A 25023-nucleotide genomic window follows, 5' to 3' on the forward strand; every position below is an offset into this window, starting at 1 on the left:
CCCGCGTCAGTACAGGAGAAACCGAGATGTTTGATTTAGAGAATGTTGTTGCACAAGCAGAAGAGGTTGCAGAGAACGACCTTGAAGAAGTGGTGATGGGGCTTATCATCAACTCAGGACAGGCCCGTAGTCTGGCGTACGGTGCACTGAAAAAAGCCAAGCAGGGCGATTTCGACAGTGCGCAAGAGATGATGGCCCAGTCGCGCACTGCACTGAATGAAGCGCATCTGGTGCAAACAAAACTGATCGAAAGCGATCAGGGAGAAGGTAAGATGAAGGTGAGCCTGGTGCTGGTACACGCCCAGGACCATCTGATGACCTCCATGCTGGCCCGTGAGCTGGTGGCGGAACTTATCGAACTTCACGAAAAAATGCAGTAAGTCAGACTGATAGCAGGAGGTCAGCGCCATGGAAATCACTACCGCCCGGGAACAACAGCTGTTCAATGGTAAAAATTTTCATGTGTTTATCTACAACAAGGTGGAGAGCATCAGCGGTCTGCATCAGCATGACTACTATGAATTCACCATTGTGCTGACCGGCCGCTATTTCCAGGAGATCAACGGCAAGCGGGTGCTGCTGGAGCGCGGGGACTTCGTCTTTATCCCGATGGGATCGCATCATCAGAGTTTTTACGACTTCGGTGCCACGCGCATTCTCAACGTGGGTATCAGTAAACGCTTCTTCGAAACCCACTATGCGCCGTTGCTGCCGTTCTGCTTTGTCGCCTCGCAGGTTTATCACGTCAAAAGTGAATTCCTGAACTGGATCGACACCGTTATTGCCTCGCTTAACTTTCGTGACAATGAATTTGATGAATTCATCGAAACGGTGACCTTCTACGTCGTCAACCGCTTACGCCACTATCGTGAAGAGCAGCAGGCGACGGACGATATCCCGCAATGGCTGCGCACCACCGTTGAAATGATGCACGATAAACTGCGTTTTGGTGAAAACGCGCTGGAGAATATGGTGTCGCTGTCGGGTAAATCGCAAGAGTACCTGACCCGAGCGACCCAGCGTTATTATCAGAAAACGCCGGTGCAAATTATTAATGAAATACGGATCAATTTCGCCAGAAAACAGCTGGAGATCACCAACTATTCGGTGACGGATATTGCTTACGAATCCGGTTATAGCAGTCCGAGCCTGTTTATTAAGACCTTTAAGAAATTGACCTCATTTACCCCTAACAGCTACCGGAAAAATATCACGGTTATTAATTAACGTCCGGCGGAATTGCTGCCGGAAATATCGACTTCAATACTTGCCCAAATAAGTGGGACGGGATCGCTATACTCAAATGGTCGATCTCCCAGGGAGAATATTATGCAAAAGAAACTGAAAGTAGTGACCATCGGCGGCGGAAGCAGCTATACCCCGGAATTACTGGAAGGGTTCCTCAAGCGTTATCATGAACTGCCGGTCAGCGAACTGTGGCTGGTGGATGTGGCTGAAGGCCAGGAGAAGCTCGACATTATTTTCGACCTCTGCCAGCGGATGGTGAAAAAAGCGGGCGTACCGATGACCGTGCATAAAACCCTCGATCGTCGCCAGGCGCTGAAAGACGCCGATTTCGTCACCACTCAACTGCGCGTCGGCCAGCTGAAGGCCCGCGAGCTGGATGAGCGCATTCCGCTGAGCTACGGCTATCTGGGGCAGGAGACCAACGGCGCCGGTGGCCTGTTCAAAGGGCTGCGTACCATTCCGGTGGTGTTCGATATCATTAAAGACGTGCAGGAGATCTGCCCTCAGGCGTGGGTGATCAACTTTACCAACCCGGCCGGGATGGTAACCGAGGCGGTCTACCGCCACACCGATTTCAAACGCTTTATCGGGGTGTGTAATATTCCGATCGGCATGAAGATGTTTATCCGCGATGTGCTGGCGTTGACCGACAACGACGAGCTCTCCATCGACCTCTTCGGCCTGAACCACATGGTCTTTATCAAAGACGTGCTGGTCAACGGCGAGTCACGCTTTGCCGAACTGCTGGACGGTGTGGCATCTGGCACCCTGAAAGCCAGCTCGGTGAAGAATATCTTCGACCTGCCGTTCAGCGAAGGGCTGATCCGCTCCCTTAATCTGCTCCCGTGCTCCTATCTGCTCTACTACTTTAAGCTGAAAGAGATGCTGGCCATTGAGATGGGCGAGTATTACAAAGGCGGTGCCCGGGCGCAGGTGGTGCAGAAGGTGGAAAAACAGCTCTTCGATCTGTACAAGAACCCGGATCTGAACGTGAAGCCGAAAGAGCTGGAGCAGCGCGGCGGGGCTTACTACTCCGACGCCGCCTGTGAAGTGATCAACGCCATCTACAACGACAAGCAGGCGGAGCACTACGTTAACGTGCCGCACCACGGCCACATTGATAATATCCCGGCTGACTGGGCGGTGGAGATGACCTGTATCCTTGGCCGTGAGGGCGCGAAGCCGCATCCGCGTCTGACTCATTTCGATGACAAGGTGATGGGGCTGATCCACACCATCAAGGGCTTTGAAGTAGCGGCAAGCCAGGCGGCACTCAGCGGCGAGCTGAACGACGTGCTGCTGGCCCTGAACCTGAGCCCGCTGGTGCAGTCCGATCGCGATGCCGAGAAGCTGGCGCGCGACCTGATCCTGGCCCACGAAAAATGGCTGCCGAACTTTGCCGCCGCTATCGATAAACTCAAAAGCGAGCAGCACTGAGAGAGGTCTCTATGGAATATCTGCTGATCGTCAACGCCGATGATTTTGGCCTCTCAAAAGGGCAGAACTACGGCATCGTGGAAGCCTGTCGGCACGGCGTGGTCACCTCGACCACCGCCATGGTGAACGGCGATGCCATTGAGCACGCCGCCGCGCTCAGCCGGGATCTGCCGGAACTGGGCGTCGGGATGCACTTCGTGTTAACCCTCGGCATGCCGCTGACGCCGATGCCTGGGCTGACGCGGGAGGGGCAACTGGGGAAATGGATCTGGGAGATGGCCGGGCAGGGGACGTTGCCGCTGGAGGAGATTGCCCGCGAGCTGGACTGTCAGTTCAATCGCTTTGTCGATCTCTTTGGCCGTGAACCGACCCATATCGACAGCCATCACCATGTGCATATGATCCCGGCGATCTTCCCGCTGGTAGCCGAGTTTGCCCGCCGCAAAGGGGTGGCGCTGCGGGTGGATCGGCAGGTCGACGGGCTCGGGGAACTGTGTGCTGAACTGCCGCCGACCACCGACGGTTTCAGCAGCGCATTTTACGGCGAGGAGATCGGTGAGGCGCTGTTTTTAAGCGTGCTGGATCGCGCCGTGCAGCAGGGCGAACGCTCCCTGGAGGTGATGGCGCACCCGGCCTTCATTGATAACACTATCCGTAAAAGCGCCTACTGCTGGCCGCGTCTGACGGAGCTGGATGTGCTCACCTCGACGTCGCTGAAATATGCGATTGCCGAGCGCGGGTATCGTCTGGGGACGTTCAGGGATCTGTGAGAAGTGCCGGGTGGCGGCTTCGCCTTACCCGGCCTACGATACTGCCGGGTGGCACGTCGCCACCCGGCTTTTTTTACGCCGGAATGCTGGCGATTTTACTGCGACGGGACCAGACCCGGTGTGCCGCCATCTGCACGACCAGCTCGTCCATAAACGCGCCTGCCGCGGTATCACCTTCGATAATCCCTTCCTCGCCCTGATCCGCCACCTTCAACAGCGGTTTGAACTGACGGGCATCACCTGCCAGTGCAATCGGCTTGAGGTGCTTATAGGCTTCCAGCAGATAATAGGCAGCATCGCCATTGGTCAGCAGACTCTGGATATCACCGCAAGGCACCACCACCGCATCGACGGTCAATGACGGCGATCCGGCAAAGGTCGCCGCCACCGGCAGCACCGAGCCATCATCGGCGGTCACTTCACCCATCCGGGAGTAGAGCAGCTTCGCGTGTACCCCTTTAGCCTTCAGCGCCTGCAGCACCGCCAGCACGTCGCTGGCCCGCGGATTATCGTTGAGCAATACTGCCACGACCCGGCCTTTGATATCGCCACCAGGGACGGCATACAGGCTCAGGGACGGATCCTTTTTCAGGCCGCAGACATCCTGCGGTGGCGCCAGATTGCGTTGCTCGTCGGTGAGAGTCAGTCCCAGATTGTCCGCCACGCCCTGGGCGAGGGTGATATCAATGCGTGCCAGCTGATCGACCACCCGCTCACGGATATAGGTACGCACCACTTTGCTTAGCTCAAAGCTGAAGGCACCAATAATATGCTCCTGCTCAACAGGGGTCTGGCTCTGCCAGAACAGGCGTGGATGGGCGTAATACTCGGCGAATGAGGGGCTACGCTCGCGGATTTTGGTCCCTTCCACGCGCTCCTGATACGACTCAAAACCACCTCGTTTTGGCCCCGGCGGGGTCTCGCGCGGCCAGTTGTCGTTGATCGAATTCGGCTCGTAGTTGGCCGGGTTGGTGTCGATCTCCATCCGGTGCATGCCGTCACGCTGGAAGTTATGGTACGGACAGGTCGGCTTGTTGATCGGGATCTCGTGGAAGTTCGGCCCGCCGAGACGGCTGATTTGCGTGTCGGTGTAGGAGAACAGACGCCCCTGCAGGAGCGGGTCGTTGGTGAAGTCCATCCCCGGGACGATATGCCCTGGGTGGAAGGCGGCCTGTTCGTTCTCGGCAAAGAAGTTATCCGGGTTACGGTTGAGCACCATTTTGCCCACCAGCTGCACCGGCACCAGCTCCTCGGGGATCAGCTTGGTCGGGTCGAGCAGGTCAAAATCAAATTTGAATTCGTCCTCTTCCGGGATCAGCTGGAAACCGAGCTCATATTCCGGGAAGTCGCCGGCTTCGATGGACTCCCAGAGATCGCGGCGATGGAAGTCCGGGTCGCGGCCGGTGAGCTTCTGCGCCTCATCCCATACCAGGGAGGCTTTGCCGGCTACCGGCTTCCAGTGGAAACGCACAAAGGTGGCTTTGCCTTCGGCATTGATCAGCCGGAAGGTGTGGATGCCAAACCCTTCCATGGTGCGGTAGCTGCGGGGAATGCCGCGGTCAGACATCGCCCACATTACGTTATGCAGGGTTTCAGGCTGCAGCGAGACGTAATCCCAGAAGGTATCGTGTGCGCTCTGGCCCTGCGGGATCGCCCAGTGAGGCTCCGGCTTAACCGCATGGACAAAATCGGGGAACTTGTGGGCATCCTGAATAAAGAAGATCGGCGTGTTGTTGCCCACCAGGTCAAAAATTCCCTCTTCGGTATAGAACTTGGTGGCGAACCCGCGAATATCGCGGACCGTGTCGGCGGAGCCCGCGCCGCCCTGCACCGTGGAGAAGCGGACAAACACCGGGGTGATTTTATCCGGATCGGAGAGGAAGGCGGCTTTGGTGATATCGCTCAGGTTTTTGTAAGGCTGAAAATAGCCATGCGCGGCTGAACCGCGGGCGTGGACAATACGTTCCGGGATGCGCTCATGGTCGAAATGGGTGATTTTCTCCCGCAGGATGAAATCTTCCAGCAGGGTCGGGCCGCGCGTCCCGGCGCGCAGCGAGTTCTGATCGTCAGCGATGCGTACGCCCTGGTTGGTGGTGAGCGGGAAGTTTTCGCCGCCCTTGCGCACCGCATCCAGCGCGTTCAGCTTTTCATTGCCGGTATGCGGGGCTTTCAGGCTACCAGGGGCCGTTGGCTCCTGGCCTGGCGGGGTAGGCACCGGACTGGCGAGGTGGGAACCATCGTCGGGGGCCAGAGAGTCCAGCCCGGGTTTGGCTTCATTTTCGTCATGGACCGGGGATTGCTGCGGGTGGTGACTCTTATCATTTTGCGACATTGCACTCGTCTCCTGTTTTTATTACCGAAACGCGGTCATATTTGCGTTAAAACTCAATAACTATAGAACATTACGGGGGGAGCGCCGGGTGATAACCCGATCCCTGGCTACCGCTTACGCTGGGATAGCACTTGGGGCGCGACGCAGGAGGGGCAATCGGCTATCATAGGAATTTACTGATTTTTGAGTTTGCTTTAGTGAACCCGCTGCTTATGAAACCTCTTCGCCAACAAAATCGTCGTGTTATCAGTTACCAGCCCCGCGTTGAACCCGCGCCGCCCGAACATGCCAGCAAAATGGATGGCTTTCGTGACGTCTGGTTATTACGCGGCAAATATGTGGCTTTTGTGCTGATTGGCGAGCGTTTTCGCCGTTCACCGACGTTTACCGTGCCGGAGTCGGCTCAGCGCTGGGCGACGCAGGTCCGCCAGGAAGAAGACGTTGAGGATTAACAGACAATAAAAAACCGCCTTCATCACTGAAGGCGGTTTTTTTTAGCAGGAGAGGCGCTTAACGGTGCGCCAGCTCTGCATGTTCATCGCTGTCCAGTACCGCTTTGTCGGTCTGCTTCAGCCACTGGCTGGTGAGCGTACCGGCGGTCATGGAGCCGCTGACGTTCAGCGCGGTACGGCCCATGTCGATCAGCGGTTCAACGGAGATCAGCAGTGCCACCAGCGTTACCGGCAGACCCAGCGCAGGCAGTACGATCAGCGCCGCGAAGGTCGCGCCGCCGCCCACACCAGCCACACCGGCAGAGCTCACGGTCACAATCCCGACCAGGGTCGCAATCCAGACCGGATCCAGCGGGTTAATGCCCACCGTTGGCGCTACCATCACCGCCAGCATCGCCGGATAAAGACCGGCACAACCGTTCTGACCGATAGTCGCGCCAAAGGAGGCGGAGAAGCTGGCGATCGATTCCGGCACGCCCAGACGACGGGTCTGCGCTTCCACGTTCAGTGGAATAGATGCCGCGCTGGAGCGGCTGGTAAAGGCGAAGGTCAGTACCGGCCACACTTTACGGAAGTATTTCAGCGGGCTGACGCCGTTTACGCCGAGCAGAATGCCGTGGACCACAAACATGATGCCCAGACCGAGGTATGAAGCGACCACGAAGCTGCCCAGCTTGATGATGTCCTGCAGGTTAGAGCCTGCCACCACTTTGGTCATCAACGCCAGAACGCCGTATGGGGTCAGCTGCATCACCAGACGCACCAGCTTCATCACCCAGCTCTGCAGGGTGTCGATGGCGGTTAGCACGCGCTGGCCTTTCGGGGCATCATCTTTCAGCAGCTTCAGTGCCGCCACGCCGAGGAAGGCAGCGAAAATGACCACGCTGATGATTGACGTCGGGTTGGCCCCGGTCAGATCGGCAAACGGGTTTTTCGGGATAAAGGAGAGCAGCATCTGCGGCACGGAGAGATCCGCAACTTTACCCGCATAGTTGGTCTCGATGGCGGTCAGGCGCGCGGTTTCCGCGGTGCCCTGCACCAGACCTTCTGCGCTCAGGCCAAACAGGTTGGTGACCAGCACACCCACCAGGGCAGAGATCAAAGTGGTAAACAGCAGCGTGCCGATGGTCAGAACGCTGATTTTACCCAGCTGGGAAGCGTTATGCAGACGGGCCACTGCGCTCAGAATAGAGGCAAACACCAGCGGCATAACAATCATCTGCAGCAGCTGGACGTAGCCGTTACCGACAACGTTAAACCACTGGATAGACTCTTTCAGTACCGGGCTGCTGGCACCGTAAATGGCCTGCAGCGCGAGGCCAAAGACCACGCCCATCACCAGACCGACCAGTACTTTTTTTGCCAGGCTCCACTGTTTGTGACGCGACTGCGCCAGCAACAGCAGTAAGCCGACGAACACCACGATGTTCGCGATTAATGGAAAGTTCATCCCCGTTCTCCTGATTAAATTGCAGATCGGTATTAGGTCCGACCTTATTGGCGCAAGATTATCAGAAGTGTGATCTGGTCGCTTATATCCAAATGGAATGGGTTATGCCAAAACGGCTAGATTTGGCCAGTTACTGTTCACTTTGGTGATGAATAAAGCGGTTGAACTGAAACTGTAGGGAATTGATCATGTGCGATGACCAGCGCACGGCCCCGTTTTCCGGCACTGTCTGTGGCATCCACACCGCCCAGGCGAAGAGAGCCATGCACAGGACGCGCTCCAGCTGGTTACCTTTTTGCGGTCTGAGGATCGGCAGACGAAAACGCCAGCGGCAGGGCCATAGCAGGGGAACGCCCGCCGGGGTCAGCATGTCCGCCAGAATATGGCTCAGATAGCCCAGCACCATCCCCTGAATGGCATCCGCCGGGATCAGCCAGCTATCCGGGACTTTTAAATAAAACAGGGTGAGGACGCCAAACACCGCCAGCAGGCTATGGGTAAAGCCGCGATGGCCGCAGGCGCGGGCAATGGGTTTGGAGATCCACTTCAGCCGCTGGCCGAGCAGCGACTTGGGGTGATCGATATCAGGTAACAGGCAGGTCAACACTGCCGATGGCACGATATGCCACCAGTCGCCCTGCGCCAGCACAGGTGTAAGCTCAGCGTTTTTGGCAAACACTGCGCAGGCGAGAGAAAAGAGCAGATGACCTTCCGCCGTCATGATAAAACCCACTAAACTGTCGATGCATCCAGTATAGGGTTTTTATACAGTAGACGGAAGCGGTGACGGTGTAACTCTTTGTCACAAACCTGTTAACGGGCGAGCCAGCCACCGTCGACGGCAATGGTATAGCCGTTGATATAGTCCGAGGCTGACGAAGCCAGGAAAACCGCCGGGCCCTGTAAGTCTTCCGGCTTACCCCAACGACCTGCCGGAATGCGATCGAGGATCGCTTTGCTGCGCTGCTCGTCATCGCGTAACTGCTGGGTGTTGTTGGTTGCCATATAGCCCGGCGCGATGGCGTTGACGTTAATGCCGTGTTGCGCCCACTCGTTAGCCAGTAGACGGGTGATGCCCAACACGCCACTTTTTGACGCGGTATAGGAAGGAACGCGGATCCCGCCCTGGAACGACAGCATCGAGGCGATATTAATAATTTTGCCCCCTTGCCCCTGGGCGATGAACTGCCGGGCCACCGCCTGGGAGAGGAAAAAGACCGATTTCAGGTTGAGGTTCATCACATCATCCCAGTCCTTCTCACTAAAGGAGAGGGCATCTTCCCGACGGATGGTGCCGGCGTTATTGACCAGAATATCGACCCGTCCCATTCCGGCGACCGTCTGCCCGACGATATCGTCAATGCCATCCTGCTTGCTGAGATCGGCCTGAATGGCCAGAAACCGACGCCCCAGGGCCTTCACGCCTGCGGCGGTCTCTTCCGGGACACGGCGATTAACGCTCACGATGTCGCAGCCTGCCTGAGCCAGACCCAGCGCCATGCCCTGGCCGAGGCCGGTATCACAGCCGGTAACGATGGCAACTTTTCCTGAAAGATTAAAGGCATCCAGTATCATACAGACCTCAGAAAGTAGGGGGTATAGTTGTTCTGAGATAAGCATAGAAGCAGCAGAATGGAATATCAAATGGAAATGAAATGATGTTTTAAAAATATTAGATGGATCATATTTGCGGGCAACAGGGCGTTGCCCGCGGTCGCTAACTATCCGCGAAGATGGGCTGCGGTAAGCGCCTGCAGTGAGTCCAGTTTGACGTCCGCCAGGGCGTAACGGGCATCGTGCTGGTTCTCTTCAGCGGGGACCACGATAGAGCGCATCCGCGCCGCTTTGCTGGCTATCATACCGTTAACGGAGTCTTCCAGTGCCACGCAGTTGGTTGGATCGACGCCCAGTTTCGCGGCGCAGTCCATATACACCTGTGGGTGCGGCTTGCTGTAAGGCAGTTTTTCTGCCGAGGCCAGCGCATCAAAGCTGTCGTGCAGATCGAACATAATCAGCACTTTTTCCAGCATATGCAGCGGCGAGGCAGAGGCGAGACCCACCTTCAGCCCCTGCGCCTTGCACAGGGCCACGGCCTCTCGTGCGCCTTTCAGCAGCGGGCGGTTCTCTTCCACCAGCGTCAGGGCCCGGTTGATAATGCGGTCGGTTACCTCGTCACGGCCCGGTCCCACCCACGGCTGGTGGGCATACCAGAGTTCAACCACCATATCGATGCGCAGGCCGAGGGTGTCCGGCAGTTCGTGACGGCGGGTGATATCCACGCCCAGGCTGGCCATCACATCCAGTTCAGCACGATCCCAGAGCGGCTCGGAATCAATCAGTAATCCATCCATATCAAAAATGGCTGCAAGAATTTGACGCGGCGTCGACATGCAACTTCTCCTTTCGTAGGTGTTGATCAGGGGTAAAGGCTACCTAACCCCGGCAATTTACCATATCGCCTGCAAAGAACGGGCGAAAATGACAGCCAGCAGGTAGACTTAGCCTCAAAGGATGTATTTTAAAAACGAGGAACCGATGACATATCAACAAGCTGGACGTGTAGCGATACTGAAGATCATCGCCGGATGGATAATTTTTATCCCGGCAGTGATCTCGACCATTATTTCCGTCCTGAAATTTATCTATGACCACAGCGAAAAGCAGGCCGGGATCAATGCCGTGATGCTGGATTTTGCCCACGTCATGATCGAGATGATGCGCTTTAACACGCCGTTTCTGAATTTCTTCTGGTACAACTCCCCGACGCCCGATTTCCGCCAGGGAGTGAATATCGCGTTCTGGATTATTTTTGCTCTGATCTTTATTGCCCTCGCGCTGCAGGCTTCAGGGGCGCGGATGCGCCGACAAACCCGGTTGATCCGCGAAGGGCTTGAAGCCCAGCTGATTCTGGAGAAGGCGAAAGGTGAAGAGGGGTTAACCCGCGAGCAGATTGAATCGCGTATCGTGGTGCCGAATCACACCATTTTCCTGCAAATTTTCACGCTCTATGTGCTGCCGGTGCTGATGATCGTCGCCGGGTACTTCCTGTTCTCCCTCCTCGGGCTGGTATAAGCATTCGTTGCCGGGCAGTGCTGCCCGGCAGTCTGTGCGTTACGCCGCCAGCACCCGCTCCAGCGCCCTCTGCGCAGTCACCAGATGCTCGCCGCCAAACAGAATGGCGCGGTTCATCAGAGTATAGAGCTGATACACCGGCTGTCTTTGCAGAAAATCGGCCGGTAACGGCGAGATCGACTGATAGCCGTCGTAAATCTGCGGCGGTTGTTCAGGATGCAGCGGCAGCATAGCCAGGTCGCACTCCCTGTCTCCCCAGTAGCAGGCCGGATCGAAGATATAAGGACCGTTCGGGCCCAGTGCGCAGTTATCTGACCATAAATCGCCGTGCAGCAGCGAAGGCTGCGGCTGGTGCGAGGCCAGGCGCTGCTGAATATGATCGACTATGGCATCGATGTTGCCGAACTCCAGCCCTTTTTCTGCCGCCAGCTCCAGCTGCCAGCCGATCCGTTGTTCGGCAAAGAAGGTTGCCCAACGTCGTTGCCAGGCGTTAGGTTGCGGCGTGGTGGAGAGGTCATTGTCAAAATCGAGACCGAACTGCGGCTGCTCGCTCCACTGATGCAGGCGGGCAATCTGTTGCCCCAGAATAAAGGCGTTGTGGGCATCGAGCGGACGGGCAGGGAGGTAGTCCATCACCAGAAAGCTGTAGTCGCGATCGCTGCCGACGGCCCAGACCTGGGGTACGGAGACGGTTTTGCTGCGGGAGAGCAGTTCCAGCTGGTCAGCTTCCGCGGTGAAGATAGGTAACAGTTCGCGTTCATCACATTTTACGAAGAGGTCGCGTCCTGCATAGCGAAGATGCCATGCGGCGTGGATCTCGCCCCCTGGCAGCTCGTTACGCAGTTCAATTTCACCTTCGCCCAGTTGTTCACTTAAAAGATGACTGATAGCCTGCCACATGATAGCTCTCCCATGTTGTCTGCCAGATCATAAAGTTAGCGTGAAACTATGGTTCAAAAACACGAACTAACGCACATCTGGGCCGTTTGGTTGACCCTATGGCATTTATTGTTGCTGATGGTGCCAGTTTTCCCAGCTCGTCACCTCGACCTGCGGCGCTTTTCCGGTGGCGCTTTCCACCAGACCGGTGGTCAGCGCCTTTACTTCGTCTTCACTCAGCGCGCTGACCAGTCCGTAAGTATGGGTGCCCAGCTCGTGCAGCGTGCCATCTTCGTCGGTCATGGTCAGTAAAAAACCGCCGCGGGTAAGATGGTTGTTGATTTCATTGAGTTCTGTCAGCGAATCTTCATGAATTTTGACGGTTACCACGTAGCGAGCGATATCTCCACTGCTCATAATTCACCTCGTTGTTATCTCGAAATTTTTTTTAGCATAGACGATTCATGCCATTTGTCGCCCTCGCCGGGTCACCGGGAGGGCAATGATTACGCATTGGTCAGGTAAGTGAATATTTTCTGCGTGTCATCCAGTGAACAGAGCCGGGTACCGTGATTAATGGTCGCCGCGCTGCCTGCCGCCACGCCGTATTGGGTCATCTCCCGTAAGGAGGCACCCTGCGCCAGCTTCAGGGTCATGGCCCCCACCATGCTGTCACCCGCGCCGACGGTGCTCTGGCTTTTCATCGGCGGCGGTACGACCTGCACTGAACCGGTCTCATCCACGGCCAGCGCACCTTGTGGGCCGAGCGACACCACGACTCGGCGGGCTTTGCCGCTCTTCACCAGCTCTTCAGCGGCGCGGCGCACGTCATCCGGCTGGCTGAGATCGCGATTAACCAGCGCGCTCAGCTCTTTCTGATTGGGTTTCACCAGCTCGATATTACCGAGGGTCAGCGCAGCGCTGAGGGCCTCCCCCGAGCTGTCAACGATGCAGCGGATGCCGTTCTGTTGCGCAGCGCGGATCAACTGCGTCAGCCGTTCGGTTTTAACCCCGGGTGGCAGACTGCCGCTGATAACCAGCAGTGCGCCGCTCTCGATGGCCAGCACTTTCTCTTCCAGCTGGCGAAACTCATCGTCGCTCAGCGTCGCACCGGGCATCACAAAGCGGTACTGCTCGTGGGTGGATTCAACATGCACGTGGAGGTTTTGCCGGGTCCAGTCGTGGGATTCGATCGTGTCCACGGCGACTTGCTCATCAGCCAGAAGCGAGACCAGATGCTCGCCTGTCGCGCCGCCCGCGGGAAAGATGGCAGTGGCTTTTCCGCCGAGGTGCACAATGGCGCGCGCCACGTTAATCCCCCCGCCGCCGGGTTCAAATACCGGCGCGCTGCAGCGGAGTTTACCTTCAGGATAAAGTTGTGCCGTCAGGGTTGCGCTGTCCAGAGAAGGGGAGAGCGTCAACGTAAAGATACGATCCATGCTGATCTCCTTTGAATGAGGATAGCCTTAAGCCTGGCACCTAACCCGCGGAAGGGAAAGTAAATAACAATATGATTTTAAATATGAATATCGTTACGTACCCTGACGTTTATTTATAAATAACCGGCTGGTTTAAGATCGTTCTTATTCCAAAAATGAAACAAGAAATCATTGCTATGTTATTTGAGCCTTTTTATAATTTGTTACCTTTCGTGGGATCTCATGGCATTGATCCGCAAGAAAGTTTCCGGGACCGTAATGGTCTCTTTTTTTGTTGTACGGACTCTTTATAAATGAAGCTTTTAAAGACAGTACCCGCTGCAATGATGGTAGCGGGAGGCCTGTTTGCGTCAATGCATGCAACAGCCGATGATTCCGTTTTTACTGTCATGGACGATCCCTCCACTGCACAGAAACCTTTTGAAGGCAACCTGAACGCAGGTTATCTGGCGCAATCAGGCAATACCAAAAGCTCCTCCCTGACCGCTGACACCACTATGACCTGGTACGGCACCAGCACCGCCTGGTCGCTGTGGGGTAACGCCAGCAATACCTCATCTAACGATGAGCGCTCTTCCGAGAAATATGCGGTGGGTGGGCGTAGCCGTTACAACATGACTGACGTTGACTACCTCTTCGGCCAGGCAAGCTGGTTGACCGACCGCTACAACGGCTATCGTCAGCGTGATGTAGCAACGGCCGGTTATGGTCGTCAGTTCCTGAACGGCCCGGTACACAGCTTCCGCTTTGAATTTGGTCCGGGTGTGCGTTACGACGAATATACCGACGGCGACACCGAAACCCAGCCGCTGGGCTATGCGTCAGGGACCTATGCCTGGCAGATGACCGATAACGCCAAATTTACCCAGGGCGTCTCTGTCTTTGGCGCTGACGACACTACCGTCAACTCTGAGACTGCGCTGAACGTGGCGATTAACGCCCATTTCGGGCTGAAGGTTGCCTACAATGTGACCTGGAACTCTGAGCCACCAGCCTCTGCACCGGAACATACCGATCGCAGAACTACCGTCTCTCTGGGCTACAAAATGTAATCGCAGCGGGCCAATAATATATTGGCCCGTTTTTAATTTTTGTGCTGATAAATAATAAACAGTGTTTTAAAATATAGCCGCAGCCGATATCTCCATATTTTCTCCATAATTCCCCGCTTTGTTAACATTCAGTTTATTTGACACGAATTGATAAATATTTTGACTATGCAAAAGTGTGATCCAGATCTAAACTATGAGGACAAGTTAGATATTGCTCTAAGTTGGTCTGTATTAATTCAGTAAGAGAAAAACATCATGAATAAAATCACAACTGCTTCTGCAGCAATAGTGCTTTCTGCACTGTCGTTCGGCGCATTTGCCGCTGATTCTGCATATAACTCTGCCAGTGACACGTCTACACAAATTGGCATCACGAAAGCCTCTGATGTAGAAGCCGGATCGAACATCGCCCCGGGCTCGCAATCTACCGGGCAATCCATGGACGACGCGTTCGACGTGCATAAACTGGTTGCCGGTGAATGGTCCTGATTGATTCGTCAAAGACGATAAATTCATTTCCTGGCCGTTATTGCCGCTAAAAAAAACCGGATTCTGATGTGCCGGTTTTTTTATTTCTGTAATTTGTATAAAGATAATTAAAACGTAAGTTTATATTCGTTGGGATTACGCAAAAAAGCGTAACAACGTTAACTTACAGAAGAGGAAGATGAGATTACCCCCAAAGCATGGCTGCCCAACGGAATAACAGCAGGGCAGCACAAAGGGTGATTAACACAATCACCATCTTCCAGTATTTTTTTGAAAAGCGTTTCGTCGGCATCAAATCATCCTTGTTCTTTGGTGGCGGTAGTTTACCAAAGAGCAAAAATAATTGCGCTTCGCCGGGATGTCAAAGCGTCAGGCGCTTGCAACTATGAGCTTCAAAACCAGTGAAACTTATCTGCCAGAATCACAAGTAATGCGGTGGCAGAAAGAATGTTCAGGATAACGACTGTTCTGCTGGATACGTTCATAATATGCCCCATAGCGTGTTGAAGGACCTGTTCAAGAATAGCCCAGCCCCCCGTTATTGCGAGAAGCTGTTTGAATTTCAACGTTAAACTCATGCAAAAGTACTAACGCGTTCAATCTGCCCGTAAGGGTGTTTTCACCCTGGCGTTAGTGTTACCATCAACAGGCTGATCGTAAATTGCCATTTTTCTGATTTCGATCCTGTGCATGATTGCGGGCCAATTTGACGATTGTTGGTCAGATGGCTTTGCAATTTACTGTAAATTAAAGATTATTTTCTTTGCATATGCTCTTATGTGTGGGGCATCACTGCAAATAAGGACATAAAATGCCTGTAATTACTCTTCCTGATGGCAGCCAACGCCATTTCGACCGCGCCGTCAGCCCAATGGATGTTGCGCTGGATATCGGCCCGGGTCTGGCGAAAGCCACTATTGCTGGCCGCGTAGACGGTGCGCTGGTTGATGCTTCCGATTTAATTGAAAACGATGCGAAGCTGTCGATCATCACCGCGAAAGACGAAGAAGGTCTGGAGATCATTCGTCACTCGTGCGCTCACCTGCTCGGTCATGCGATCAAGCAGCTGTGGCCTAACACCAAAATGGCTATCGGCCCGGTTATCGACAACGGTTTCTACTATGACGTTGACCTTGACCACACGCTGACCCAGGAAGATATCGAAGCCCTCGAAAAGCGTATGCACGAGCTGGCTGAGAGCAACTACGACGTCATCAAGAAGACCGTCAGCTGGCACGAAGCGCGTGAAACCTTCGTGAAGCGTGGCGAAAACTATAAAGTCACTATTCTTGACGAGAACATTGCTCATGATGACAAGCCTGGCTTGTATCATCACGAAGAATACATCGACATGTGCCGTGGACCGCACGTGCCGAACATGCGCTTCTGCCATCACTTCAAACTGATGAAAACCGCGGGTGCTTACTGGCGTGGCGACAGCAACAATAAAATGTTGCAGCGTATCTACGGTACCGCCTGGGCTGACAAAAAAGCCCTGAACGCGTATCTGCAGCGCCTGGAAGAAGCGGCGAAGCGTGACCACCGTAAAATCGGTAAACAGCTCGACCTGTATCATATGCAGGAAGAGGCGCCGGGTATGGTCTTCTGGCACAACGATGGCTGGACTATCTTCCGTGAGCTGGAAACTTTCGTGCGTTCCAAGCTGAAAGCATACCAGTATCAGGAAGTGAAAGGCCCGTTCATGATGGACCGTGTGCTGTGGGAAAAAACCGGCCACTGGGACAACTACAAAGATGCGATGTTCACCACCTCCTCTGAGAACCGTGAATACTGCATCAAGCCAATGAACTGCCCGGGGCACGTTCAGATCTTTAACCAGGGTCTGAAATCCTATCGCGATCTGCCGCTGCGTATGGCAGAGTTCGGTAGCTGCCACCGTAATGAACCATCAGGCGCACTGCATGGTCTGATGCGTGTTCGTGGCTTTACGCAAGATGATGCTCATATCTTCTGTACTGAAGATCAGGTACGTGATGAAGTTAACGCCTGTATTCGTATGGTCTACGATATGTATAGCACCTTTGGCTTCGAGAAGATCGTGGTCAAACTCTCAACGCGTCCGGAAAAACGTATCGGTAGCGATGAGACCTGGGATCGTGCTGAGGCGGATCTCGCCGTGGCGCTGGAAGAGAACGGTATCCCGTTCGAATACCAGCTGGGCGAGGGCGCATTCTACGGTCCGAAAATTGAATTTACCCTGTATGACTGTCTCGATCGTGCATGGCAGTGCGGTACTGTACAGCTGGACTTCTCCCTGCCGCAGCGTTTAAGCGCCTCTTATGTTGGCGAAGATAACGAGCGTCAGGTGCCGGTAATGATTCACCGTGCTATCCTCGGTTCACTGGAGCGCTTCATCGGCATCCTGACCGAAGAGTTCGCGGGCTTCTTCCCAACCTGGCTTGCGCCAGTGCAGGTGGTAGTGATGAACATTACTGATTCTCAGGCTGATTACGTTAAAGAATTGACGCAGAAACTACAAAATGCGGGCATTCGCGTAAAAGCAGACTTGAGAAATGAGAAGATTGGCTTTAAAATCCGCGAGCACACTTTACGTCGTGTCCCGTATATGTTGGTCTGTGGTGATAAAGAGGTGGAAGCAGGCAAAGTTGCCGTTCGCACCCGCCGTGGTAAAGACCTGGGCAGCCTGGACGTAAATGAAGTGATTGAGAAGCTGCAACAAGAGATTCGCAGCCGCAGTCTTCAACAACTGGAGGAATAAGGTATTAAAGGCGGAAAACGAGTTCAAACGGCACGTCCGAATCGTATCAATGGCGAGATTCGCGCCCAGGAAGTTCGCTTAACAGATCTGGAAGGTGAGCCACTGGGGATTGTGAGTCTGAGAGAAGCGATCGAAAAGGCTGAAGAAGCTGGAGTAGATTTAGTTGAAATCAGCCCTAACGCCGAACCGCCAGTTTGTCGTATCATGGACTACGGCAAGTTCCTTTATGAAAAGAGTAAATCTTCTAAGGAACAGAAGAAGAAGCAAAAAGTTATCCAGGTTAAGGAAATCAAATTCCGTCCTGGTACCGACGATGGCGATTATCAGGTAAAACTCCGCAGCCTGATACGCTTTCTCGAAGAGGGCGATAAGGCCAAGATCACACTGCGTTTCCGCGGTCGTGAGATGGCCCACCAACAGATCGGCATGGAAGTGCTTAACCGCGTCCGTGACGATCTGAGTGAACTGGCAGTAGTCGAATCCTTCCCTACGAAGATCGAAGGCCGCCAGATGATCATGGTGCTTGCTCCTAAGAAGAAACAGTAGGCCTTCAAGTAGCAATTTCTGTGGAGCCGAAAGGCTTCACAGATTTTGTTCGCCTTTGTTTCGTTTATTAACAATGCGAAGTGGAAGTTATTAAAATGCCAAAAATTAAGACCGTACGCGGTGCTGCTAAGCGCTTCAAAAAAACCGGTGGTGGTGGATTTAAGCGTAAGCACGCAAACCTGCGTCATATTCTGACCAAAAAATCTACTAAGCGTAAACGTCACCTGCGTCCAAAAGGCCTTGTTTCTAAAGGCGATCTGGGCCTGGTAATCGCGTGCCTTCCGTACGCATAAGTCGTTAACGTTTTTTAACTTTTTAATTAGAATAGATACAGGAGAGCACATATGGCTCGCGTAAAACGTGGTGTAGTTGCCCGTGCACGTCACAAGAAAATTTTGAAACAAGCCAAAGGCTACTACGGTGCGCGTTCACGCGTATACCGCGTTGCCTTCCAGGCAGTTATCAAAGCTGGTCAGTACGCTTACCGTGACCGTCGTCAACGTAAACGTCAGTTCCGTCAACTGTGGATTGCGCGTATCAACGCAGCAGCACGTCAGAACGGTATTTCTTACAGCAAATTCATCAACGGCCTGAAAAAAGCCTCTGTTGAAATCGACCGTAAGATCCTGGCTGACATCGCAGTATTCGACAAGTTAGCGTTCACCGCGCTGGTCGAAAAAGCGAAAGCAGCTCTGGCATAAGCCAGTTGAAGAGGGAGCTCTGCTCCCTCTTTTCATTTCAACAGCATCAAAACGTTGACAATTTTTCGCCAACCCTTTTCAATAAGGCGTTAGGTCTCTTACCACACAAGGTAATGCAAGCATGAATGCTGCTATTTTCCGCTTCTTCTTTTACTTTAGCACCTGATATCAGGGGGCTAGCGCGTGAAAGACGAAACGGAAAACAGCGCCAGAAAGCCTCCTGATGGAGGCTTTTTTCGTATCTGACGCTTGTAAATATCGCTACATAACGAGGAAAACCATGTCACATCTCGCAGAGCTGGTTGCCAGTGCAACGGCCGCCATTAACCAGGCCTCAGATGTTGCCGCGTTAGACAACGTCCGCGTCGAATATCTGGGCAAGAAAGGGCACCTTACCCTTCAAATGACTACCCTGCGTGAGTTGCCGCCAGAAGAGCGCCCGGCTGCAGGTGCGGTGATTAACGAAGCCAAAGAGCAGGTTCAGCAGGTACTGAACGAGCGTAAAAACGCGCTGGAAAGCGCCGCGCTGAACGCACGTCTCGCTGCCGAAACCATCGATGTCTCCCTGCCGGGGCGTCGTGTTGAGAACGGTGGTCTGCACCCGGTCACCCGCACTATCGATCGCATTGAAAGTTTCTTCGGTGAGCTCGGCTTTACCGTGGCGACTGGCCCGGAAATCGAAGACGATTACCATAACTTCGATGCCCTGAATATCCCAGGCCACCACCCGGCTCGTGCTGACCACGACACTTTCTGGTTTGATGCTACCCGCCTGCTGCGTACCCAGACCTCTGGCGTTCAGATCCGTACCATGCAGGAGCAGGAACCGCCGATCCGCATCATCGCCCCGGGCCGTGTCTATCGTAACGACTACGATCAGACCCACACCCCAATGTTCCATCAGATGGAAGGCCTGATCGTCGATAAAAATATCAGCTTCACCAACCTGAAGGGCACGCTGCACGATTTCCTGAACAATTTCTTTGAGGAAGATCTGCAGGTTCGTTTCCGTCCATCCTACTTCCCGTTCACCGAACCGTCCGCAGAAGTTGACGTGATGGGTAAAAACGGCAAATGGCTGGAAGTGCTGGGCTGCGGCATGGTGCACCCGAACGTCCTGCGTAACGTCGGCATTGACCCGGAAGTGTACTCCGGCTTTGCGTTCGGTATGGGGATGGAGCGTCTGACCATGCTGCGTTATGGCGTGACCGACTTACGCGCTTTCTTCGAAAACGATCTGCGTTTCCTCAAACAGTTTAAATAAGGGCAGGACAGAACAATGAAATTCAGTGAACTGTGGTTACGCGAATGGGTGAACACCGAGCTGGACAGCGAGGCGCTCTCTAACCAGATCACCATGGCAGGCCTGGAAGTGGACGGCGTTGAGCCGGTTGCCGGCGCCTTTAACGGCGTGGTTGTCGGTGAAGTCGTGGAGTGCGATCAGCACCCGAACGCAGACAAACTGCGTGTTACCAAAGTTAACGTGGGCGGCGAACGCCTGCTCGATATCGTCTGCGGCGCGGCAAACTGCCGTCAGGGCCTGAAAGTGGCCGTGGCGACCGTTGGTGCGGTGCTGCCGGGGGATTTCAAAATCAAAGCGGCAAAACTGCGCGGTGAGCCGTCTGAAGGCATGCTGTGCTCGTTTTCCGAGCTGGGTATTTCCGACGATCACTCCGGCATCATTGAGCTGCCAGCGGATGCGCCAATTGGCACCGACCTGCGCGAATACCTGAAGCTCGACGACAATACTATCGAGATCAGCGTCACCCCGAACCGTGCCGACTGCTTAGGCATTATCGGTGTGGCCCGCGACGTGGCGGTACTGAACCAGACCGCACTGAACGCGCCTGAGATCGCCCCTGTTGCGTCCACTATCACCGACACCCTGCCAATTCAGGTTGAAGCCGCTGACGCCTGTCCGCGCTACCTGGGCCGTGTAGTGAAAGGTATCAACGTTAAGGCGCCAACGCCGTTGTGGATGAAAGAGAAGCTGCGCCGCTGCGGCATCCGTTCTATCGATGCGGTGGTTGACGTGACCAACTACGTCCTGCTGGAGCTGGGTCAGCCGATGCACGCGTTCGATAAAGATCGTATCGAAGGCGGGATCGTCGTGCGCATGGCGAAAGAGGGTGAAACGCTGGTCCTGCTGGACGGCAACGAAGCCAAACTGAATGCCGACACCCTGGTCATTGCCGATCACGGCAAAGCCCTGGCGATGGGCGGTATCTTCGGCGGCGACCACTCCGGCGTGAATGATGAAACCCAGAACGTGCTGCTGGAGTGTGCCTTCTTCAGCCCGCTGTCCATTACCGGCCGCGCACGCCGTCATGGTCTGCATACCGATGCGTCTCACCGCTATGAGCGTGGCGTGGATCCGGCCCTGCAGTACAAAGCGATGGAACGTGCCACCCGCCTGCTGATCGACATCTGCGGCGGCGAAGCCGGTCCGGTGATTGATGTCACCAGCGAAGCCCATCTGCCGAAGCCTGCGACCATCACTCTGCGTCGCAGCAAGCTGGATCGCCTGATTGGCCATCACATTGCCGATGCGCAGGTGAGCGACATTCTGCGCCGTCTGGGCTGTGATGTGACTGAAGGTCAGGACCAGTGGACCGCCGTGGCGCCGAGCTGGCGTTTCGACATGGAGATCGAAGAAGATCTGGTGGAAGAAGTGGCCCGTGTTTACGGCTACAACAACATTCCTGATGAGCCGGTGCAGGCTGGCCTGGTGATGGGTTCCCATCGTGAAGCCGACCTCTCTCTGAAGCGTGTCAAAACCATGCTGAACGACAAAGGCTATCAGGAAGTGATCACCTACAGTTTCGTTGACCCGAAAGTGCAGCAGCTGATCCACCCGGGCCAGGAAGCCTTGATCCTGCCAAGCCCAATCTCCAGCGAAATGTCCGCCATGCGTCTGTCGCTGCTGACCGGCCTGCTGAACACCATCGTCTACAACCAGAACCGTCAGCAGAGCCGTGTGCGCATCTTCGAAAGCGGTCTGCGCTTTGTGCCTGATACGCAGGCCAATCTGGGCATTCGTCAGGATCTGATGCTGGCAGGCGCTATCTGCGGCAACCGCTATGAAGAGCACTGGGATCTGAGCAAAAACAGCGTCGATTTTTACGACCTGAAGGGCGATCTGGAATCGGTGCTCGATCTGACCGGTAAATTGTCCGAAATTGAGTTCCGTGCTGAAGCTATTCCAGCCCTGCATCCGGGCCAGAGCGCCGCGATTTATCTGAAAGGTGAACGCGTTGGTTTCATTGGTGTTGTGCACCCAGAGCTGGAGCGCAAGCTGGATCTTAATGGCCGTACGCTGGCGTTTGAGCTGGAGTGGAACAAGGTCGCAGACCGCGTCATTCCTCAGGCTCAGGACATTTCTCGCTTCCCGGCGAACCGTCGTGATATCGCGGTTGTGGTGGCTGAAAATGTGCCTGCCGCAGATATTTTGGCCGAATGTAAGAAAGTTGGCGTAAATCAGGTAGTTGGCGTAAACTTATTTGACGTGTACCGCGGCAAGGGCGTAGCAGAGGGCTTTAAGAGCCTGGCTATCAGCCTGATCCTTCAGGATACCAGCCGTACACTCGAAGAAGAGGAGATTGCCGCTACCGTCGCCAAATGTGTAGAGGCATTAAAAGAGCGATTCCAGGCATCATTGAGGGATTGAACCTATGGCGCTTACAAAAGCTGAAATGTCCGAATATCTGTTTGATAAGCTTGGGCTTAGCAAACGGGATGCCAAAGAGCTGGTTGAGCTGTTTTTCGAAGAGATCCGTCGCGCTCTGGAAAATGGTGAGCAGGTAAAACTCTCCGGCTTTGGTAACTTTGATTTGCGCGACAAGAATCAACGTCCGGGTCGTAACCCGAAGACGGGTGAGGATATTCCCATTACAGCCCGCCGCGTGGTGACCTTCAGACCCGGCCAGAAGTTAAAAAGCCGTGTCGAAAACGCTTCACCCAAAGCAGAGTGATATGATCTAACCAAAAAGGCCGCTGATGCGGCCTTTTTTCTTTGCGCTGCTGTAAACCCGCCGTAAAATCAATTACATCATTCACACGCAAAATGACTCCGATGCCCGAATTTGCCCGTCAGCAGTACCGCTCCGATCTGCGTAAATTGCTCTTTCTGTCACTGGCGCTGGTGATCGCGCTGGGGGTGAGCCTGTGCGCGGGCGATCGGTGGATCGGGCCTGAGGCATGGTTTACTCCCCGGGGAGAGCTATTTATCTGGCAAATCCGTCTCCCGCGCACCCTGGCCGTGGTGCTGGTAGGCGCGGCGCTGGCGCTTAGCGGAACCATCATGCAGGCCCTGTTCGATAATCCGCTGGCAGAGCCGGGGTTATTAGGCGTCTCGAACGGCGCCGGGGTCGGGCTGATTGCTGCCGTGATGCTCGGTGGCGGGGCGTTATCGGGCTGGAGTTTAAGCCTCTGCGCCATCGTCGGGGCGCTGATCATTACCCTCATTTTGCTGCGTTTTGCCCGTCGTCATCTCTCCGTGAGCCGCCTGCTGCTTGCCGGGGTGGCGCTGGGGATCATCTGTAGCGCCCTGATGACCTGGGCGGTCTATTTCTCCACCGCCTTCGATCTGCGTCAGCTGATGTACTGGATGATGGGCGGCTTCGGCGGCGTGGACTGGGGGCAGGGCTGGCTGATGCTGCTGCTGGCACCAGCCATCGTCTGGGCCTGCTTTCAGGCCGCGCCGCTGAACATTCTGGTGCTGGGGGAGATTTCCGCCCGCCAGCTCGGCCTGCCGCTCACCTTCTGGCGCAACACGCTGGTGGTCGCTATCGGCTGGATGGTGGGGGTGAGCGTGGCCCTGGCTGGCGCGATTGGATTTATCGGTCTTGTCATCCCCCATATGCTGCGTTTGTGTGGTATTACCGATCACCGGCTGTTACTGCCCGCTGCGGCAGTGACAGGGGGTGCAACGCTGCTTTGCGCTGATATCATCGCGCGCCTGGCACTCAACGCCGCGGAGCTGCCCATTGGGGTAGTGACCGCAACGCTGGGCGCACCCGTGTTTATCTGGCTACTCTTAAAAGCCGGACGTTAAGTACAGCCCATCTGAACCACAACCTGAGAGAATGCTATGCCGAACGATATTCTGAACACTGAAGTAACGACCATTGATGGCAAAACCACCACCCTGGAAGAGTTCAAAGGCCAGGTACTGCTGGTAGTGAACGTGGCATCGAAATGCGGCCTGACGCCGCAGTATGAGCAGCTCGAAAACATCCACAAAGCATGGGCAAAGGATGGCTTTACCGTGCTGGGTTTCCCGTGCAACCAGTTCCTCGGCCAGGAGCCAGGTAGCGAAGAGGAGATCAAAACCTTCTGCAGCACCACCTATGGCATCACCTTCCCGATGTTCAGCAAAGTCGAAGTCAACGGCGAAGCGCGCCATCCGCTGTATCAAAAATTGATTGCCGCCGCACCGGTGGCTGTCGCGCCTGAAAGCAGCGGTTTTTATGAGCGCCTGGCGAGCAAAGGCCGCGCGCCGCTCTATCCGGATGACATCTTATGGAATTTCGAAAAATTCCTGATTGGCCGCGATGGTGAAGTGGTCCAGCGTTTTGCGCCGGATATGACGCCTGAGGACCCGATCCTGATGGAAGCGATTAAGCTGGCACTCGCGAAGTAATGTCGATTCTGATGCAGCTCAATGGCGTGGCGGAACACGGGCGTCTGCAGCCGCTTTCCGCCCAGGTGAATGCGGGGGAGATCCTGCACCTGGTCGGCCCGAACGGGGCAGGTAAAAGCACATTGCTTTCGCGTATGGCCGGGCTGAGCGCCGGGCAGGGCGAAATCCTGTTGCAGGGTGAATCCCTTTCCCGGTGGTCCTCCGCGTCGCTGGCCAGCCGCAGGGCCTATCTGGCGCAGCAGCAAACTGCGCCCTTCGCCATGCCGGTCTGGCACTATCTGACGCTGCATCAGTACGACAGTCAGCAAAAAACGCTGTTAAGCGAGGTAGCAGCGGCGCTGGGGATTGAGGATAAGCTGTCGCGACACGTCAGCCAGCTCTCCGGCGGGGAGTGGCAGCGTGTGCGGCTGGCTGCGGTGATCCTGCAAATTCACCCCAGCGGCAACCCGCACGGCCAGCTGTTGTTGTTGGACGAGCCGATGAACAGTCTCGACGTCGCCCAGCAGGTGGCGCTCGACCGGCTGTTAAGCGCGCTCTCCCGCCAGGGCATTGCGGTGGTGATGAGCAGCCACGATCTGAATCACACGCTGCGCCACGCCCATCGTGTCTGGCTGCTGAAACGGGGTCAGTTGATCGCCAGCGGCACGCGCGACAGCGTGTTGACGCCGCCGAATCTGGCCAAAGCCTACGACATGTCCTTCCGTCGGCTGGATATCGAAGGTCACAGAATGATCATTTCGACATCGCAGGAATAACCGCTTGTTGCAGAGCGACA

29 protein-coding genes and 1 other annotated feature are annotated in these 25023 nt (G+C 55.1%); of the genes, 19 read left to right on the plus strand and 10 right to left on the minus strand.

What is annotated here, in order from left to right; genetic code table 11:
* The first annotated feature begins 26 nt into the window (after positions 1-26).
* From chbA to chbG, 4 genes are all read left to right on the plus strand, one after another.
* On the plus strand, positions 27-380 hold the full coding sequence (gene chbA / locus M8318_RS21225) for a PTS N,N'-diacetylchitobiose transporter subunit IIA (protein ID WP_166182223.1): 354 nt from the start codon (positions 27-29) through the stop codon (positions 378-380).
* Positions 381-408: 28 nt separating this feature from the next.
* On the plus strand, positions 409-1227 hold the full coding sequence (gene chbR, locus M8318_RS21230) for a transcriptional regulator ChbR (protein WP_262664392.1): 819 nt from the start codon (positions 409-411) through the stop codon (positions 1225-1227).
* 102 nt (positions 1228-1329) lie between these two features.
* A complete protein-coding gene (locus tag M8318_RS21235) occupies positions 1330-2685 on the plus strand; it encodes a 6-phospho-beta-glucosidase (protein ID WP_262664393.1) in 1356 nt (451 codons plus the stop codon).
* 11 nt (positions 2686-2696) lie between these two features.
* Complete coding sequence (gene chbG / locus M8318_RS21240; RefSeq protein WP_262664394.1) at positions 2697-3455, plus strand: chitin disaccharide deacetylase; 759 nt, start codon at positions 2697-2699, stop codon at positions 3453-3455.
* Between the two features lie 73 nt (positions 3456-3528).
* Here chbG and katE read toward each other — a convergent pair whose 3' ends face one another.
* Positions 3529-5787, minus strand: coding sequence for a catalase HPII (gene katE / locus M8318_RS21245; protein ID WP_262664395.1), 2259 nt, complete (start codon positions 5785-5787; stop codon positions 3529-3531).
* A gap of 197 nt (positions 5788-5984) precedes the next feature.
* Here katE and cedA point away from each other — a divergent pair, with 197 nt between their 5' ends.
* Positions 5985-6239, plus strand: a complete 255-nt coding sequence (cedA, locus tag M8318_RS21250) for a cell division activator CedA (protein ID WP_262664671.1) — start codon at positions 5985-5987, stop codon at positions 6237-6239.
* Between the two features lie 58 nt (positions 6240-6297).
* Here cedA and M8318_RS21255 read toward each other — a convergent pair whose 3' ends face one another.
* From M8318_RS21255 to hxpB, 4 genes are all read right to left on the minus strand, one after another.
* Complete coding sequence (locus tag M8318_RS21255) at positions 6298-7689, minus strand: L-cystine transporter (protein WP_106993624.1); 1392 nt, start codon at positions 7687-7689, stop codon at positions 6298-6300.
* A gap of 130 nt (positions 7690-7819) precedes the next feature.
* Entirely contained in the window at positions 7820-8410 is a 591-nt protein-coding gene (locus M8318_RS21260; RefSeq protein WP_106993625.1) for a metal-dependent hydrolase, read from the minus strand.
* Between the two features lie 92 nt (positions 8411-8502).
* Positions 8503-9264, minus strand: a complete 762-nt coding sequence (gene kduD, locus M8318_RS21265; protein ID WP_166182227.1) for a 2-dehydro-3-deoxy-D-gluconate 5-dehydrogenase KduD — start codon at positions 9262-9264, stop codon at positions 8503-8505.
* 146 nt (positions 9265-9410) lie between these two features.
* On the minus strand, positions 9411-10079 hold the full coding sequence (gene hxpB, locus M8318_RS21270) for a hexitol phosphatase HxpB (protein WP_262664397.1): 669 nt from the start codon (positions 10077-10079) through the stop codon (positions 9411-9413).
* Positions 10080-10224: 145 nt separating this feature from the next.
* Here hxpB and M8318_RS21275 point away from each other — a divergent pair, with 145 nt between their 5' ends.
* The gene (locus M8318_RS21275; protein WP_262664398.1) at positions 10225-10761 is read left to right on the plus strand and encodes a YniB family protein; all 537 of its coding nucleotides are present in this window, start codon (positions 10225-10227) and stop codon (positions 10759-10761) included.
* Positions 10762-10800: 39 nt separating this feature from the next.
* Here the strand turns inward: M8318_RS21275 and M8318_RS21280 are convergent, their stop codons facing one another.
* The 3 genes from M8318_RS21280 to pfkB all read right to left on the minus strand — a co-directional run bounded on the left by M8318_RS21280 (position 10801) and on the right by pfkB (position 13079).
* Complete coding sequence (locus M8318_RS21280) at positions 10801-11661, minus strand: fructosamine kinase family protein (protein ID WP_262664399.1); 861 nt, start codon at positions 11659-11661, stop codon at positions 10801-10803.
* A 105-nt stretch (positions 11662-11766) separates the two neighbouring features.
* Positions 11767-12057, minus strand: a complete 291-nt coding sequence (gene ghoS, locus M8318_RS21285) for a type V toxin-antitoxin system endoribonuclease antitoxin GhoS (RefSeq protein ID WP_262664400.1) — start codon at positions 12055-12057, stop codon at positions 11767-11769.
* A gap of 89 nt (positions 12058-12146) precedes the next feature.
* Positions 12147-13079 (minus strand): 6-phosphofructokinase II, encoded by a 933-nt coding sequence (gene pfkB, locus M8318_RS21290; RefSeq protein WP_106993630.1) that lies wholly within the window; start codon positions 13077-13079, stop codon positions 12147-12149.
* A gap of 293 nt (positions 13080-13372) precedes the next feature.
* Between pfkB and M8318_RS21295 the strand changes: the two genes are divergently transcribed.
* Both M8318_RS21295 and M8318_RS21300 read left to right on the plus strand, forming a co-directional pair.
* A complete protein-coding gene (locus M8318_RS21295; RefSeq protein WP_106993631.1) occupies positions 13373-14131 on the plus strand; it encodes a DUF481 domain-containing protein in 759 nt (252 codons plus the stop codon).
* 255 nt (positions 14132-14386) lie between these two features.
* The gene (locus M8318_RS21300; RefSeq protein ID WP_106993632.1) at positions 14387-14620 is read left to right on the plus strand and encodes a hypothetical protein; all 234 of its coding nucleotides are present in this window, start codon (positions 14387-14389) and stop codon (positions 14618-14620) included.
* A 184-nt stretch (positions 14621-14804) separates the two neighbouring features.
* Here the strand turns inward: M8318_RS21300 and yniD are convergent, their stop codons facing one another.
* Positions 14805-14912: a small membrane protein YniD gene (gene yniD / locus M8318_RS21305; protein WP_242685365.1), complete on the minus strand. Its 108-nt coding sequence runs from the start codon at positions 14910-14912 to the stop codon at positions 14805-14807.
* 100 nt (positions 14913-15012) lie between these two features.
* A complete protein-coding gene (gene yncL, locus M8318_RS22680) occupies positions 15013-15198 on the minus strand; it encodes a stress response membrane protein YncL (RefSeq protein ID WP_332019636.1) in 186 nt (61 codons plus the stop codon).
* Between the two features lie 233 nt (positions 15199-15431).
* Between yncL and thrS the strand changes: the two genes are divergently transcribed.
* From thrS to btuD, 11 genes are all read left to right on the plus strand, one after another.
* Positions 15432-17360: a threonine--tRNA ligase gene (gene thrS, locus M8318_RS21315; protein WP_106993633.1), complete on the plus strand. Its 1929-nt coding sequence runs from the start codon at positions 15432-15434 to the stop codon at positions 17358-17360.
* 3 nt (positions 17361-17363) lie between these two features.
* Positions 17364-17906: a translation initiation factor IF-3 gene (infC, locus tag M8318_RS21320; protein ID WP_106993634.1), complete on the plus strand. Its 543-nt coding sequence runs from the start codon at positions 17364-17366 to the stop codon at positions 17904-17906.
* 95 nt (positions 17907-18001) lie between these two features.
* Complete coding sequence (gene rpmI / locus M8318_RS21325) at positions 18002-18199, plus strand: 50S ribosomal protein L35 (protein ID WP_003030583.1); 198 nt, start codon at positions 18002-18004, stop codon at positions 18197-18199.
* 51 nt (positions 18200-18250) lie between these two features.
* Positions 18251-18607, plus strand: coding sequence for a 50S ribosomal protein L20 (rplT, locus tag M8318_RS21330; RefSeq protein WP_012017122.1), 357 nt, complete (start codon positions 18251-18253; stop codon positions 18605-18607).
* 116 nt (positions 18608-18723) lie between these two features.
* Positions 18724-18847, plus strand: a sequence feature (Phe leader region).
* Positions 18729-18773: a pheST operon leader peptide PheM gene (pheM, locus tag M8318_RS21335; RefSeq protein WP_001386830.1), complete on the plus strand. Its 45-nt coding sequence runs from the start codon at positions 18729-18731 to the stop codon at positions 18771-18773. (Overlaps the previous feature by 45 nt.)
* A gap of 40 nt (positions 18848-18887) precedes the next feature.
* Complete coding sequence (pheS, locus tag M8318_RS21340; RefSeq protein WP_262664401.1) at positions 18888-19871, plus strand: phenylalanine--tRNA ligase subunit alpha; 984 nt, start codon at positions 18888-18890, stop codon at positions 19869-19871.
* A 15-nt stretch (positions 19872-19886) separates the two neighbouring features.
* Positions 19887-22274, plus strand: a complete 2388-nt coding sequence (gene pheT / locus M8318_RS21345) for a phenylalanine--tRNA ligase subunit beta (protein ID WP_262664402.1) — start codon at positions 19887-19889, stop codon at positions 22272-22274.
* Positions 22275-22278: 4 nt separating this feature from the next.
* On the plus strand, positions 22279-22578 hold the full coding sequence (ihfA, locus tag M8318_RS21350; RefSeq protein WP_006820203.1) for an integration host factor subunit alpha: 300 nt from the start codon (positions 22279-22281) through the stop codon (positions 22576-22578).
* A gap of 101 nt (positions 22579-22679) precedes the next feature.
* Positions 22680-23660, plus strand: a complete 981-nt coding sequence (btuC, locus tag M8318_RS21355; RefSeq protein WP_262664403.1) for a vitamin B12 ABC transporter permease BtuC — start codon at positions 22680-22682, stop codon at positions 23658-23660.
* Positions 23661-23696: 36 nt separating this feature from the next.
* A complete protein-coding gene (locus M8318_RS21360; protein ID WP_106993638.1) occupies positions 23697-24248 on the plus strand; it encodes a glutathione peroxidase in 552 nt (183 codons plus the stop codon).
* Positions 24248-25003 (plus strand): vitamin B12 ABC transporter ATP-binding protein BtuD, encoded by a 756-nt coding sequence (btuD, locus tag M8318_RS21365; RefSeq protein WP_166182235.1) that lies wholly within the window; start codon positions 24248-24250, stop codon positions 25001-25003. Before M8318_RS21360 ends, btuD begins: the two co-directional genes overlap by 1 nt.
* Positions 25004-25023 lie beyond the last annotated feature (20 nt).

This window comes from Leclercia tamurae (assembly GCF_025566055.1).
In the GTDB taxonomy this organism is placed as follows: Bacteria; Pseudomonadota; Gammaproteobacteria; order Enterobacterales; family Enterobacteriaceae; genus Enterobacter; species Enterobacter tamurae.